The sequence below is a fragment of the Tardiphaga sp. OK246 genome (assembly GCF_900188215.1).
Classification (GTDB): domain Bacteria; phylum Pseudomonadota; class Alphaproteobacteria; order Rhizobiales; family Xanthobacteraceae; genus Tardiphaga; species Tardiphaga robiniae.
Map to the genome: position 1 here is coordinate 1,479,286 of NZ_FZOX01000001.1, position 14,888 is coordinate 1,494,173.

General features: G+C 57.8%; 11 protein-coding genes. 6 read left to right on the forward strand and 5 right to left on the reverse strand.

The genetic code is table 11. The features are described from left to right. Positions 1–368: 368 nt before the first annotated feature. On the reverse strand, positions 369–1,052 hold the full coding sequence (locus CHC01_RS07165; protein WP_244558231.1) for a hypothetical protein: 684 nt from the start codon (positions 1,050–1,052) through the stop codon (positions 369–371). Positions 1,053–1,419: 367 nt separating this feature from the next. Between CHC01_RS07165 and CHC01_RS07170 the strand changes: the two genes are divergently transcribed. Both CHC01_RS07170 and CHC01_RS07175 read left to right on the forward strand, forming a co-directional pair. Next, positions 1,420–2,010, forward strand: coding sequence for a hypothetical protein (locus tag CHC01_RS07170; protein WP_210421650.1), 591 nt, complete (start codon positions 1,420–1,422; stop codon positions 2,008–2,010). A gap of 108 nt (positions 2,011–2,118) precedes the next feature. Then, positions 2,119–3,558, forward strand: a complete 1,440-nt coding sequence (locus tag CHC01_RS07175) for a basic amino acid/polyamine antiporter (protein ID WP_089263528.1) — start codon at positions 2,119–2,121, stop codon at positions 3,556–3,558. A 16-nt stretch (positions 3,559–3,574) separates the two neighbouring features. Here the strand turns inward: CHC01_RS07175 and CHC01_RS07180 are convergent, their stop codons facing one another. The 4 genes from CHC01_RS07180 to CHC01_RS07195 all read right to left on the reverse strand — a co-directional run bounded on the left by CHC01_RS07180 (position 3,575) and on the right by CHC01_RS07195 (position 7,030). Next, a complete protein-coding gene (locus tag CHC01_RS07180) occupies positions 3,575–4,675 on the reverse strand; it encodes an AI-2E family transporter (protein WP_244558232.1) in 1,101 nt (366 codons plus the stop codon). 39 nt (positions 4,676–4,714) lie between these two features. Next, complete coding sequence (locus CHC01_RS07185) at positions 4,715–5,350, reverse strand: response regulator transcription factor (protein WP_089263530.1); 636 nt, start codon at positions 5,348–5,350, stop codon at positions 4,715–4,717. Between the two features lie 131 nt (positions 5,351–5,481). Further along, entirely contained in the window at positions 5,482–6,111 is a 630-nt protein-coding gene (locus tag CHC01_RS07190) for a response regulator transcription factor (RefSeq protein WP_089263531.1), read from the reverse strand. A 121-nt stretch (positions 6,112–6,232) separates the two neighbouring features. Then, positions 6,233–7,030, reverse strand: a complete 798-nt coding sequence (locus tag CHC01_RS07195; RefSeq protein WP_244558233.1) for a sensor histidine kinase — start codon at positions 7,028–7,030, stop codon at positions 6,233–6,235. A gap of 526 nt (positions 7,031–7,556) precedes the next feature. On the opposite strand from CHC01_RS07195, the gene CHC01_RS07200 reads away from it, so the two are divergent. The 4 genes from CHC01_RS07200 (at position 7,557) to arcA (ending at position 14,825) form a co-directional block, all read left to right on the forward strand. After that, positions 7,557–8,678, forward strand: coding sequence for an efflux RND transporter periplasmic adaptor subunit (locus CHC01_RS07200; RefSeq protein WP_089263715.1), 1,122 nt, complete (start codon positions 7,557–7,559; stop codon positions 8,676–8,678). Then, complete coding sequence (locus tag CHC01_RS07205) at positions 8,675–11,740, forward strand: efflux RND transporter permease subunit (RefSeq protein ID WP_089263533.1); 3,066 nt, start codon at positions 8,675–8,677, stop codon at positions 11,738–11,740. The genes CHC01_RS07200 and CHC01_RS07205 overlap by 4 nt, the downstream gene beginning before the upstream one ends. Before the next feature lie 380 nt (positions 11,741–12,120). Beyond that, positions 12,121–13,551 (forward strand): basic amino acid/polyamine antiporter, encoded by a 1,431-nt coding sequence (locus CHC01_RS07210; RefSeq protein WP_089263534.1) that lies wholly within the window; start codon positions 12,121–12,123, stop codon positions 13,549–13,551. A gap of 20 nt (positions 13,552–13,571) precedes the next feature. Then, complete coding sequence (gene arcA / locus CHC01_RS07215; RefSeq protein WP_244558234.1) at positions 13,572–14,825, forward strand: arginine deiminase; 1,254 nt, start codon at positions 13,572–13,574, stop codon at positions 14,823–14,825. Positions 14,826–14,888: the final 63 nt, after the last annotated feature.

A 14,888-nucleotide genomic window follows, 5' to 3' on the forward strand; every position in this document is an offset into this window, starting at 1 on the left:
CGCATTTGTCGCTCGCTCGGAGGTCGCGGCATGGCGTGCAAACGTGGTCGCCCTCTGCGGTGCAGTGTCTGTCCTTGAGGTTGCCGCGGTTGTTCGACGTTGAGTGGTGACGCTGGTGTCTTCAGGCGGTTGGTGCGGACATCGTCCCGAATTGCTTCAGAATCCAGCCTTTGACCACGCTCGACGGAGTCGCGAGGGTCTGCAGTCGCGGAGAACGCAGCGCACAAGAAAATCAACCCTGAACCTGCCGCAGCAATAAAGCGCTTCATGATATCTCCTGTTGAGGATCGCTCCGAACGGAAACTCTTAAATGAGAAAGCTGCGCATCTCCATGCGGCCTAACGCAGCTTCCTGGTTTGTCAGATCCGCTAATCGTCACTTAGCCCAAGGCGCCGGCGGGCCGCTTCGATGTCCGATGTATCTTCGTCCGATGTGTCTTCGTGATCGGCAACCGGATCGCCTGGCGAGGCGGGTCGTGAAGACTTCGTTCGCTCAGATCGACGCGTATCCGTCCGAAGCGACCAGAAAGCCATGGCAAGGCCGATCACGAAGACCACAACCAGAATCAGAAAGAGCGCCGATTGCTTGATCCAGGAGATCGCGGGAACTGCCAGAGCCATTGAGAGGCCGAGAAAGCCCATTTGCAGCGACATAAGGTTCAGGCCGGCGAGAAAAGTGCCAAGCGCCAGCAACATCAAAAGCACGAGACTCGTCGCAGGCGCAGGCAGAAGCTGTTGAACGCCTGCCAGCAGCATGATGTTCATCGTAACAAGAACCGCGATCCAGTGAAGCGCTTGCGTCCATACCAGTCGAACCCGAGTCTGCCTGTCATCGAGCTCGGTCCATTCGGTCACGACGCATACAACGCCAATTGCGAGGGCGAGGAACTCCCAATAGCCAATGAGCGGTTTTCCTGAAAAGTTCGTATAGGCCACGCCCGCAATTGCAAGCGCGAGGATGGCGAGAAAGGGTAGTTGCCTGAGGACGAGGCTTCTCGTTCTGAAGTGAAGGTCTTCAGTATGCCGACCCGGTGGCAGATCCAGTTCACTCATCGAAGATCCAGTCGCAATTCTGTCCGCTGTCGCGAACTCCGAAACGGCGCGGCCTCCTTCAAAAAGCTAGCCTAAGCTTCTGTGAGGCCGATGCGATATCGGATGATCACCTTAGGGGACCTAGGGAATTTCCCGATGAGTTCGCAGGCATCAATTTGTTTCCGGTCTGGCTGAGGCGTCGCTGGACGCAACAAACGCGGCGCAATCGGCGTTCACTAATCTGGATCCTGCATCTCGCCCTAGGGGAAACACCTGATTGTACTGGTGGCAGCGTCAATGATCTGCTGGGATTTTCTCGGCTCGTCGGACGTTCCCTGCGAAGGCCGCGCCAGCACGCTGTGTTACTCGAAGACGATCGAGAAAGGCCATGAGAAACCGTTCGACCGAAGGGGCACAAGTCGGGCGAATAGAAATGAAGCTTCGCAAGGTATCGCAGCTCTTCGATACGCTCGATCCGTCTCCGTTCCGCGAGACTGATCTCGCGCTACAGGCCGAAGAATATATCGTTGATCGCGCGCTGGAGTTCTCCGACCGTGTTCCAATTGAAATCGTCATCTATCTGCCGCCTGACGAACTCCGGAAAACGCATGTATCCGATATCGCTGCCGCCGTCAGATACTACTTTGGCCTTCGAAGCCAGGCCGTCTCGCGCGAACTGAGCGAGTTATTCAAGACCGGCCGGCTGTCACTCGTCGTCGGAATGGTGATCCTTTTCATTTGCCTCTTGCTCGGCTGGGTCTTCGCTCAGCGAATGACGGAGGGACCGTTTTCAAGGGTTCTGTCAGAGAGCTTTCTTATTCTGGGCTGGGTTGCGATCTGGAAGCCTTCGGAAATCTTTCTTTACGCCTGGCCACCCGTTGCAGCTCGCAGAAAACTCTTTGACCGGCTTTCCAGGGCGGCTGTTCTGCTCGATGAGGACGACACCGTGTCGCCGATTGCAGAAGGTGCAAACGGATAGCCGGAACGATCTCGGAGGGACCCGGAAACGGTGCCCTCCTATTGCTGCGCCAATACCGGTCCTTCTTCATTCGACCGCTCATCGTCGAGCGTCAGGTTCAATAGAAAAATGGGAACATCATCCAATTCATCCGATCAGAAGCTCTCGCGCGGCGCGTTGATTGCGCTCGTGGTTGGCTCGATGGTCGGCTCCGGGATCTTTGCATTACCATCGGCATTCGGTCGCGCCACGGGCGGTCTCGGCGCCCTGATTGCCTGGTGCATCGCCGGCACCGGAATGCTGATGCTCGCTTTCGTCTTTCAGACGCTGTCCCGGCGTCGGCCCGATCTCGATACGGGCATTTTCGCCTATGCTGAAGCTGGCTTCGGCGACTATGCCGGCTTTGCATCTGCGGCCGGTTACTGGATCGGATGCTGCCTTGCCGATGTTGCGTGTCTTGTGCTGATCAAAGCGACATTGGGACAGTTCTTTCCGGTGTTTGGCGACGGCACCACGCCCGTTGCGATCGTGGCCGCGTCGTTGCTGCTCTGGAGCGTTCATATCCTTATCCTCCGCGGCATCAAGGAAGCTGCTGCGCTCAATACGATTGCGACATTCGCGAAGATGATACCGATACTCCTTTTCATCGTCGTTGCCGCTTTTGCGTTCAAGGCCAACGTCTTCGCACTTAATTTCTGGGGTGGTGAGGAACCGAGCTTTGCCAGTGTGTCGAACCAGGTTCGCAACACGATGCTCGTCACCGTATTCGTGTTTGTGGGGATCGAAGGAGCAAGCGTCTACTCGCGCTACGCAAAGGACCGCAACGATGTCGGGATCGCGACGGTTCTGGGTTTTCTCGGTGTGCTCGCTTTGCTTGTCCTGGTCACCATGCTGTCCTATGGAATTCTGCTCCGCCCAGAGCTAAGCGCGCTCGCGACGCCGTCGATGGCGGGCGTATTGGAAGCGATCGTGGGGCCTTGGGGCAAGGTATTCATCAGCATCGGCCTGCTGATCTCCGTGCTTGGAAATTATCTGTCCTGGTCATTGCTCGCCGCCGAGGTTCTCCATTCCGCAGCCGTCAGCGGCACGATGCCGCGCTTCCTCACGCGCGAGAACGTCAATAAAGTACCCGCAGGGGCGCTGTGGCTTACCAACTGCCTGATTCAGCTGTTCCTGCTCGTGACCTATTTTGCCGAATATGCCTTTACGTTGGCATTGAAGATGACGAGTTCAATGACGCTCATTCCCTATCTGTTTGTCGCGGCATACGGACTTAAGCTCGCATGGACCGGGGAAACATATCGGACAGAGCCGCGTAGCCGCGCCATCGACTGGGTGCGCGGTGCGCTTGCCACGATCTACGCGGCTGTGATGATTTACGCAGGCGGTCCCACCTTCCTGCTGCTTTCGGCGCTTCTCTATGCGCCGGTCACGATCCTGTTTGTGATCGCGCGGCGGGAGCAGAAAGCAACGGTCTTTGCGTCTGCCGAGGGAATCCTGTTCGGAGCGATCCTCGTGGCAGCTGCCGCTGGCCTCTACAATCTGGCGATGGGCAATATTTCCATCTAGTCGGAGTTTCCCGCGCCTACCTAAGGTCAGGACCGTCGTTCAGGTTATCTCCCAGGCAGTCCTCCACATAGAGTCGAAGAACGGCGACGCGCCCGATCGCGAATAGCGGCATCGCAAGCGCAATTCCCAAGACGCCGAACAGAGAGCCGAGCAGGACGATGGCGACCAGCGTCCATGCGGGGGGCAGTTCCACCGCGCGCCGCTGAATGAGCGGGCCGATCACATAGCCCTCGATGGATTGAATAACGGTGTAAATCCCGATGGCCCAGATCACCATCGAGGGACCAAGCGGCATGGCCACCAATCCCACGGGGATACTGGCCAATATCGGGCCGAGATAAGGCACAAAATTCGACAGACCGGCCTGCAGGCCGAGCAGAAAAGCGCTTGGAAGGCCGAGCAAATAGAGCGCCAGCCACACGCAGGCGGTCATCAGGACGATCCGGATCAGTTGCCCCATGAGCCATGAGCGCAACACGGCGCCCATTTCATCCAGAACAGAACGCATGCGCTCGCGCGAGGAGGGGTTGACCAGCAATACGACGCCGTCGCGATAGGCCTGCGGATCGAGCGAAAAGAGAAGGCCGAGAAATATGATGACGAGCGTATTGGCAAGAAAGCTCGAGGCGGTCCCGACGGCCGATTGAGCGTGGCCAAAGAGCTTGTCGTGATCGGGAAACCAGCGGGAGAAGTCGCGCCCTCCGTCCGGCCCGAACAGATCCACGCCAAAAGCGAGAAGACGTTGTTGCAGGACATCCAGTTGTGCGTCCATGACGCGCATCAGGATCCGGGCCTGCTCGGGGATTTTTCCAATCCCCCATATTGTCCCGAGCACGATCACTGCAGTCAGGATGACGATCACGATGGCTAGCCGCCACGCGCGCCCGATCGGAATGTATCGACCAAGCGACCGAGCGCAGGCATCGAGAAGCGATGCAAGCAGGATCGCCGCAAATATGATGAGAAGGCTGGATGACGCGCGCCAGGCGAGGAAGATGCCGCTGGCAACACCCAGAATAACGAGTGCTCCCCCGAGGGTCAGCCGCCGGCCGGCGTTCGCGCCTGCCGTCGGAAGATCCCCACTTCGAACGTTCTTGGCTAGGATGGCTTGATCCACTCTCGGCTCAGGCATGGTCCCCCACATTTCCTATGGCAGCTAGGGTCCAATCAGTTTCATGCGAATTGCATACCGGACCAGTTCGGCAGTGGAGGAAACTCCAAGTTTGCGCATGGCGGATGCGCGGTGGGCCTCGACAGTTTTCACGCTGAGATTCAGTACCGTGCCGACGGACTTGTTGGTGTGCCCTTCGGCGATCAGCTGGACAACGTTTTGCTCGCGTAACGACAGCAGGACTTTCGATTTGTCCCTCTTGCTGGCTAGGTAGTCGTGAAGCAATTTTTCCACGACCACACCGGTGAAGTAAGGCCGGTGATTGAGTAATGCGTCGATCGCTGCAATGAGATGATGTCGCGCATCTGACTTTAACAAGAAGCCTCGTACCCCTGCCAGGAGGGATTCGGTGAGGATTTCATTGCTTTCATGCATTGTCAGGATGAGCACCTCCGTCCGGGGGTAATGCAACTTGATCTGACGGCTCACCTCCAGACCATTCAGGACGGGCATGGAATAGTCGACAATTGCTATATCGGGCTTCAACTCCCTGATCATGGCGACCGCAGCCCTGCCATCGCTCGCTTCTCCGCTCACAGCCCAGTCCGCACGGCTTTCGACGATCGCGCGCAATCCGGATCGCACGACTTCATGATCGTCTGCAATCAAGATCTGCTTCACAGTGCCGTTCCCATTCGTTGGAACCACCGGCCATATCCAATTGACGAAAGCAGCTCGCTAGAACGACCGCCTCGAAATGATATGCGTCACGGCTGCCAAATCCGTGAAGGCTGTCGACCATGTTTGCGCAATCATGCTTCTACTAGATTATTTCGTACGGCATACCGAACCAGACCTGCAGTCGATTTTACGTTGAGCTTGCGCATCGCGGCAGCTCGGTGGGTCTCGGTCGTCTTGATGCTTAAATTCAAGGTCTCGCTTACACGCTTGTTGCTGTAACCCTCGGCAACCAGTTTAACGATTGTCCTCTCTCGCGGCGAAAGCGATCGGCCTGTGCCAATATTTCCGTCGGATGATCCGACCATTGTGCCGCAAGTCTCGCCGGCATGAAACGATCTGTGATGCATCAGTGATTCAACGGCTGCCAGGAGCATTTTGTTGGCATCGGATTTTCGCAGGAATGCGCGAACGCCAACTTGAGATGCCTGTAGTTCGAGCGCGATCGAGTCGTGCATCGTGAAGATAAGCACCTCTGTTGGAAGTTTGTACTCCTTCATCCGCCTCGCCACTTCGAGGCCGGTCATGAATGGCATCGAGTAATCAACGATAGCGACATCCGGCTGCTTTTCGATGGCGCAAGCGACAGCTTCTTTACCATCGCGGGCCTCGCCGACGACTTCCCATCCGGGACGTCGTTCCAGAATTGCACGAATTCCAGCCCGCACCGCGTCATGATCATCGGCTATCATAATCTGCTTCATGGTCCTCAGTACTCCGATGTCATTTCCTTACGAGTGGCAAAATACTTTCATCGAGAAGATCCAGCCCTTGGAGTTCGTTGCCCTCGCTGAGCGTCAGATTGTTGAATCCGTTAGCTGACCTTTAGCCATGCGACGGTCGGATCTTCGTCGATCCTCGGCCGCCCTGGTGGATATCCGCTGGCTTGTTTCCTTTGCGCGAGATGGCTCGTGGAATAGTCGCGTACACCGTTGTCCCGCTACATGCCGCTGTGGATGACGAGTGGATCTCAAATGTGCCTCCCATCTGATCCAGTCTCGTTCTCATGGCCGGAATTCCAACACCAAGCGGCACTGCCTTATGGCGATCTCTCGCCTGAGAAATCGGCATTCCGCAGCCATTATCGCTGATCCGAAGCGTGACGTTGGTATCTGTGGCCTTGACCGAGATATTCACCTGCGTCGCTTTCGCGTGCCTGAAGACGTTCGCGAGCGCTTCCTGGACAACTCTCAGCAATGAGCGCTGCGTTTCGTTAGGCAATGCATCGACCGCAGCATCGATCTTGAGACGCGTTTCCAGCGATGTCCGCGATGAAAGCCCCACCACAAACTCCTCGATCGCCGACTTCAATCCGCCGTCGAGCAAATTCTGGGGATGCAGGAGGTAGGTGAAAGCCCTGATTTCCCTAAGGGCCTCACAGATCGACGCGTCGATCTCATCGCAAATTTTTATAGCGCTGCCGATGCCAGCAACGGCGCACCTCATTCGCATCATATTCAAACTCGCGGCCAGCAGATGCTGGCAAGTCGAATCGTGAAGGTCTGATGCAATCCGCTGCTGCATATCCTCCTGAAGCGCTAAGAGCTGCTTACCAGGGCCTGATTTGCCAAGTTTCAATTTTGTTCGTGCACTAGCGGCGCCGTTGAAAGTGTCGTGAACCACGATCTTTTCCCGAACGTGAATTCGACACGAGTCGTCTACGTGAGCCTTGTGGGCCATCATGTAGTCCGATGCATCTTGGATCGAGTGGCGAGTAACCACTAAGGTTAAATGCCATCGTTCTCTTGCGCGAAGTTATCCTTACTAAATACCCTTGATTGAATCGGCGTCAAGTAAGATGTCGCCAGATCGTCCGATGTCGCGACTGACTGTACTCAGTCTCAAAATATACGAAGTAACAATAGAAGTAATTTCAGTTAATTGCCGCGTTTGCTCTGCACAAGGAACCTCATCGTCTTCAACTGAGCGCTTGAATCTTGCTGCGGTTTGAGAGTGTCAGCACGGCGCCTGAGAATCGTTGGTGCGATCAGTAGTTTCCCCGATACCGGGTAGATATCCGCACCCCCAGAATAGTTTGAGTCATAGAAGAATTGGCGGGCTGGCGATCACGCAAGCAAAAGCCAGCGATCTGCTTTTGCGAGGTGGTCAGCGAATCTGGTGTGCAATTTTGCTCAGCGAGGGTTTCTTCATGCCTGCGTATGCGCGTCATGCCTCCCTATGTCGAGTTACACGATATCGGACGATTATAATTATTCTAACCATTGTGCCGGCGTTTCTGCTGACCGCGTGCGGCAGAGAGTCTGATGAAGCCGCTCCTGTCGTGCGGCCCGTGCGTACAGTCACTGTTGCGAAGAGCATTGCGGGCGCTCCGCTTTCATTCACCGGCCGTATCGAAGCGGAAGACGAGGTGGCGCTGGCATTTCGCATCTCGGGCCGACTGATCGAAAACAACGGGAAGACCGGAGATCGGGTGCAGCCCGGTCAGGTCATGGCGCGGCTTGAATCCCAGAATGAATTGAACACGTTGCGCCAGGCTCAGGCGGCTGTCGCGGCCGCGCAGGGGCAACTGACTCAGGCACGCAATCATTTCGATCGCCAGCAGACACTGCTTGCACAGGGCTGGACCACCCGCGTCAACTACGACCAGGCAACGCAGGCGCAACAAACCGCTCAATCGCAGGTCGATGCCGCCGAGGCCCAGCTCAAGACGGCACATGATCTGGTGAGCTTTACCGAGCTGAAGGTAGATGCACCGGGCGTCATAACCGCAGTCGGACCTGGCGCTGGAGAAGTTATCCAGGCCGGGCAAATGATTCTCAGGCTGGCGCGGCAAGATGGCCGCGATGCAGTCTTTGACGTACCGGCTCAATTTTTCCGATCGGCACCGAGCGATCCGCAAATAGCCGTCAGCCTGACGGACGATCCCGCGGTGACGGCTCACGGTCGTGTCCGTGAGGTCGGCGCCCAGGCCGATCCCGTCACGCGCACCTTTGAAATCAAGGTTGGCCTGACGGATCCGCCGCCGGCCATGCGGCTTGGCGCGACCGTCGTGGGGCGCATGGAGATGGATGCCGTCCCCATGATCGAGATCCCGGCATCGGCATTGACGAGGGCCAATCAACAGCCCGCGGTCTGGATTGTCGATCCCGCGAGTCGCACGGTTTCGACCCGAAACGTGGACGTCTTGCGCTTCGAGCAAGCGCAGGTCGTGGTGTCTCAGGGACTCGACACGGGGGAGGTCATCGTGACCGCGGGTGTGCAGGCGCTGCACCCCGGCCAGAAAATACGTCTTCTTGGGTCAGAGCAATGACCGGCTTCAACCTCTCGGAATGGGCACTTAAGCACCGTTCCCTGGTGGTTTATGTCATGATTGTTGCCGTTATCTTCGGTGTCCTGTCCTACTTCCGCCTCGGTCGCAGCGAGGACCCGTCATTCATCATCAAGACGATGATCGTTCAGGCGGCATGGCCCGGGGCAACGGTTGAGGAGACCGTCAAACAGGTCACCGAGCGCCTCGAGCGCAAGCTGCAGGAAACGCCGCATCTCGACTTCCTGCGCAGTTTCACGCGGGCAGGCGTCACCACAATCTTCGTCAACCTGCAGGGGAACGCGAACGCCAAACAAGTCTCCGACACTTGGTATCAGGTCCGCAAGAACATTGGTGACATCCGCCATACGCTGCCGGCAGGGGTGGTCGGACCCGGGTTTAACGATGATTTCGGCGATACGTTCGGAATTATCTATGGCTTCACGAGCGACGGGTTCACGCACCGCGCGCTTCGCGACTATGTGGAAGACGTCCGCTCGAAGCTTCTTCTTGTCCCCGACGTCTCGAAGATCGAGTTGCTGGGAGCTCAGGACGAGCGGATCTTTGTTGAATTTTCGATGAAGGAACTGGCAAGCCTTGGCATCGACCGCACCGCACTGCTGTCCGCTCTCCAGACGCAAAATATCATAAGGCCAGCCGGCACGATTCAAACGGGCGACGAGACACTATCGCTTCGGGTATCGGGCGCGTTTCAGTCCGAGCAGGATGTTGCTGACATTAATTTCGTCGCTGCCGGGCGCATGATCCGCCTGAGCGACATCGCCCGGATTACGCGCGGCTATTCCGATCCGCCGCAGCCCTTGTTTCGCGTTAATGGCGAACCAGCCATTGGCCTGGCTATCTCGATGCGTGACGGCGGAGACATTCTCGCGCTCGGCAAGAGTCTCAAGCGGGCGATGGCTGCGATCACGGCGGATCTTCCGATTGGCATCGAACCGAAGCTCATCGCCGATCAGGCTGTCACGGTCGAGAGCGCCATCTCCGAATTCATGATGTCGCTGCTGCAGGCAATTGCCATCATTCTCGTGGTGAGTTTTATCAGCCTCGGTGTGCGCCCGGGCCTGATCATCGCACTATCCATACCGCTGACACTCGCCATCGTGTTCCCGATCATGAAGCTTGCCGGAATCGACATGCAGCGCATATCGCTCGGCGCGCTCATTATCGCGCTCGCGCTCCTCGTCGATGATGCAATGACCACCACGGATGCCACCCTGAACCGGCTGGCGGAAGGCGACGACAAGGTCCAGGCTGCCAGCTTTGCCTTTCGCACCTACGCGTTCGCCATGCTGGCAGGAACACTGGTGACTATCGCGGGCTTCGTGCCCGTCGGCTTTGCCGCGAGTTCTGCAGGAGAATACACGTTCTCCCTCTTTGCCGTTGTCAGTATCGCCCTGATCGTCTCCTGGTTCGTTGCCGTGATCTTCGCTCCGCTGATGGGCGTTGTCATCCTCAAGCCGCCGACGGAACGCAAGACAGACGCCCCCGGCAGAGTTTTCAGGTGGTATCGCGGCTTCCTGATATTCGCCATGCGGTCGAAATGGCTGACCATCGCGCTCTCGCTGGTGCTTTTCGTCGGCTCGTTTCTTCTTCTCCCGTTCATCCCTCGGCAATTCTTTCCGTCGTCTGATCGTCCGGAGTTGCTCGTCGATGTCAGTCTGCCGCAAAACGCATCCATTTATGCCAGCCAGACAGCGGCACAGAGATTCGATGCTGCCCTGAAGGGCGACCCGGACGTTGCGCGCTGGAGCACTTATGTGGGCCGCGGTGCTATCCGGTTCTACCTTCCGCTCAATGTTCAGCTGCCAAATGATTTCTTTACCCAGTCAGTGGTCGTCGCAAAGGATGTCGCAGCGCGTGAACGTATCCGCGCAAAGCTGGAGACGCTTCTGGCAAATGATTTTCCCAATGCGATTACACGGGTCTCGCCTCTTGAGCTTGGGCCGCCGGTCGGCTGGCCCGTCCAATATCGCGTCAGTGGTCCTGACGCAGGCACGGTGCGCGAAATTGCGTTCAAGCTTGCGCAAGTCATCGCCGCCAATCCCAAGGCGAATGGCGTCAATTTCGACTGGATCGAGCCGGCAAGGCAGGTGCGTATTCGGGTCAATCAGGACAAGGCCCGGTTGCTCGGGCTGAGTTCTCAAACCCTGGCAGGCGTGCTGAACACGGTCATATCAGGCACCACGGTCACCCAGGTTCGCGATGATATCTATTTGATCGATGTCGTTGCGCGCGCGGTCGATGACCAGCGCGTCTCGTTGCCCAACTTGCGTAATTTGCAAGTTCCGCTGCCAGGCGGGCAGACGGTTTCGCTCAGCCAGTTTGCAACTTTCGAATACGAGCAGGAATATCCCCTGATCTGGCGGCGTGATCGTGTCCCGACCCTCACGGTGCAGACTGATATCACTGCCGGTGCAATTCCGGAATCCGTCGTCAATTCGTTGACGCCGGCCATTGCCGCGTTGTCGAAGACCATTCCAGCATCCTACAGGATCGTGGTTGGGGGCACGGTCGAAGAAAGTCAGAAATCGCAGGCGTCGGTCATCGCCGTTGTGCCGGTGATGCTGCTGATCATGTTTACGGTCCTCATGATCCAGCTCCAGAGCTTTCAGCGGCTGTTTCTCGTCCTGAGCGTCGCGCCTCTTGGGCTCATCGGCGTGGTCGCCGCCCTTCTGCTATCAGGGCGGCCGCTCGGTTTCGTTGCAATTCTGGGCATTCTCGCACTGCTCGGCATGATCACGAAAAATGCGGTGATCCTGATCGGTCAGATCGACGCCGAACGCGATGAAGGGAAAAGCGTGTGGGACGCCGCTTTGGATGCCTCGAGCTCTCGTTTTCGCCCGATCATGCTGACGGCCGTGTCGACCGTGCTCGGCATGATACCGATCGCTCCGACGGTGTTCTGGGGCCCGATGGCCTTTGCGATCATGGGTGGGCTGTTGGTTGCGACGGTTCTCACTCTGATCTTTCTGCCCACATTGTATGTGGCATGGTTCGGGGGAAAAGAGAGGGCGCCGGGGCCGCTCCGATCGGCGCAAGCATAGTCAGATCGTATCTGTTTCACGCCGGACGCTTCGGCACTTAGGGTAACTCCCGGTCTTCAACCTAGGGCATCACCCGATATCGTGGTGCGTCCCGAATGTGCTCTTCTTTCCAGTAGTTGATGTTGGAAGGGGACGCCGGTGCAGGACCTGATGTTATTTGCATCTGCCCGCGCCTTGTGCGCACCGGCGTGGCTCCTGCGCCAGCCCTATGAGGCTGCGCAACACAATCGATGCGCGCGTCCTTCGCGGCCGAACCTTTCTCAAACCCATCACTTTCCTCAAACCCGTCGCCGCGTCTTGCAGGCCCCGGTCGCAGGTGGTCGCCTGCATGTCCCATTTGCTGCAGGCCGACCGCTTCTGCACATGGGAGTGCTTTGGCCATGAGCAGTGCAGGTGACCAGAAATTGCCGCTTTGGACGCTCACGGCCATGGTGGTCGGCGGCATGGTCGGCGCCGGCGTGTTTTCGATACCGCGTAACTTTGCTCAGGCCACCGGCATCTATGGAGCGCTGATAGCGTGGGCCGTCGCCGGTGCCGGCATGCTGATGCTGGGATTTGTGTTTCAGACGCTGGCCAACCGCAAGCCGGATCTCGATGCGGGCGTCTACGCCTATGCGCGCGAGGGGTTCGGGCCCTATGTCGGCTTCTTCTCCGCCTTTGGCTACTGGGCCAGTGCCTGCGTCGGCAACGTATCCTATTGGATTCTGATCAAGTCGACGCTCGGCGCGTTGTTCCCCGCGCTCGGTCAGGGCAACACGGTCACTGCCATCGCACTATCGTCGGTCGGTGTCTGGGCGTTCCATTTCCTTGTGCTGCGCGGCGTCAAGGAGGCGGCAGCGATCAACAAGATCGTGACGATTGCCAAACTCATTCCGCTGCTGTTGTTCGTCGTCCTGTCGATCTTCTTCTTCAAACCGGATGTGTTCGTCGGAAACCTCTGGGGCGGTGCAAGCGGGGACTACGGAAATCTCTTCGCGCAGATCAAGGCGACGATGCTGGTAACGGTCTTCGTGTTTCTCGGCATCGAAGGCGCCAGCAACTACTCCCGCTTCGCGCAACGGCGCGAGGACGTCGGTATTGCGACTGTGACGGGATTTTTGGCCGTGTTGGCCTTGTTCGCGTCGGTGTCCATTCTTGCATACGGCATCCTTCCCCGCGAAGAACTGGCGCAACTGCGTCAACCCTCGGTTGGTGGCGTGCTCGAAGCGGCCGTTGGTCATTGGGGGGCCATCTTCATCGGCATCGGCGTGATTATCTCGGTGCTCGGGGCCTATCTTGCCTGGACCCTGATGGCCGCCGAAGTGCTGTCGGTTGCGGCGAAGAGGCAAGACATGCCGGCCTTCCTGGCGCGCGAAAACGCAAATCAGGTTCCGTCAATGGCGCTCCTGATGAGCACGTTGCTGGTTCAGGCTGTGCTCATCGCGACGTTGTTTTCCGACGATGCCTTCACCTTCGCTCTTTCGCTGTGCAGCCACCTGTCGCTGATTCCCTATTTTCTTTCGGCAGCGTTCGCGCTGATGCTGGTCTACCGCAAGGAGACTTACGAGACCGATCCGAGCGATCTTCGCAAGGACACGATCATTGCAGTCCTGGCGACAGCCTACACGATCTTCCTGTTGTTCGCCGGCGGTATGAAATTTCTGCTGCTTGGTTTCATCATCTACGCGCCCGGCACAATCCTGTATTTCATCACACGGAGGGAGCTCAACAAGCAGCTCTTCACTCCGGCAGAATGGGTCCTGTTCGGCGTCGCTGTCGTCGGATGCGTTGTCGGCATCCATGGCCTCGCCACCGGCTATATCAGCATCTAGGAAATCGATGGGAGTTCATGATGGCCAGTGCAAAAAAAGTCCCGTTTGGTGTGCACTCCGAAGTTGGCCAGCTGCGCAAGGTTCTGGTCTGCGCCCCCGGCCTTGCCCATACACGCTTGACCCCGTCCAACTGCGATCAGTTGCTGTTTGACGATGTGCTCTGGGTCGATAATGCGAAGCGCGACCACTTCGATTTCGTCACCAAAATGCGGGACCGCGGCGTCGATGTCGTTGAGATGCATAACCTGCTCGCCGAGACGCTGGCAGTCCCGGAGGGCAAGGCCTGGATCCTCGACAATCAGGTCGTGCCGAACCAGGTTGGCCTTGGCTTCATCGATGAGCTCAAAAGCTACCTGTTCGGGCTGGAAAACCGAAAGCTCGCGGAAACGCTGATCGGTGGCCTGTCGACCCATGACTTTCCCGAAGCACATGGGGGCGCGGCACTCAGGATGGTGAAGGAGGCCGCGGGGGCGACTGAATACCTTCTGCCGCCGCTGCCGAACACGCTCTATACGCGCGACACGACCTGCTGGATCTATGGCGGTGTCACCCTCAACGCGCTGTACTGGCCGGCGCGACATGAGGAAACGATCCTCACCACAGCGATCTACAAGTTTCATCCCGATTTTGCCGGCAACGTCAATGTCTGGTGGGGCGACCCGACAGAGGACCATGGACTGGCCACACTGGAGGGAGGTGATGTGATGCCCATCGGCAAGGGGGTGGTGCTGATCGGCATGAGCGAACGCACCTCCCGTCAGGCGATCAGCCAACTTGCAGCGACCTTGTTTAAAAAGAAGGCCGCGGAGCGCGTCATCGTTGCGGCAATGCCCAAGATCCGCGCGGCCATGCATCTCGATACTGTTTTCACATTCGCCGACCGCGACTGCGTGCTGCTAGCGCCTGACTTCATGAACCAGACACGTACCTATTCCTATCGTCCGAGCGATCATCCGAGCGGTGTCGAGTTGCATGCCGAGAAGAAGTCGTTTGTCGGCGTCGTCGAGGAAGCGTTGGGCCTCAAGAAGCTCCGCGTGGTCGAAGCCGGTGGCAGTGACTACCAGCGGGAACGGACCCAATGGGACAGCGGCGCCAATCTCGTCTGTGCATCGCCGGGTGTTGTCTATGCCTATGACCGCAACACTTACACCAACACGTTGCTGCGCAAGGAAGGCATCGAGGTGATTACGATCGTCGGTGCCGAACTCGGTCGTGGCCGTGGTGGTGGTCACTGTATGACCTGCCCGATCATCCGCGATGCCGTGGATTACTAGCGTAATCGGCCATTCTCCGCTCGGGGGAGCGAGATCATGGGACTGTTACCATCGGAAGCCAGC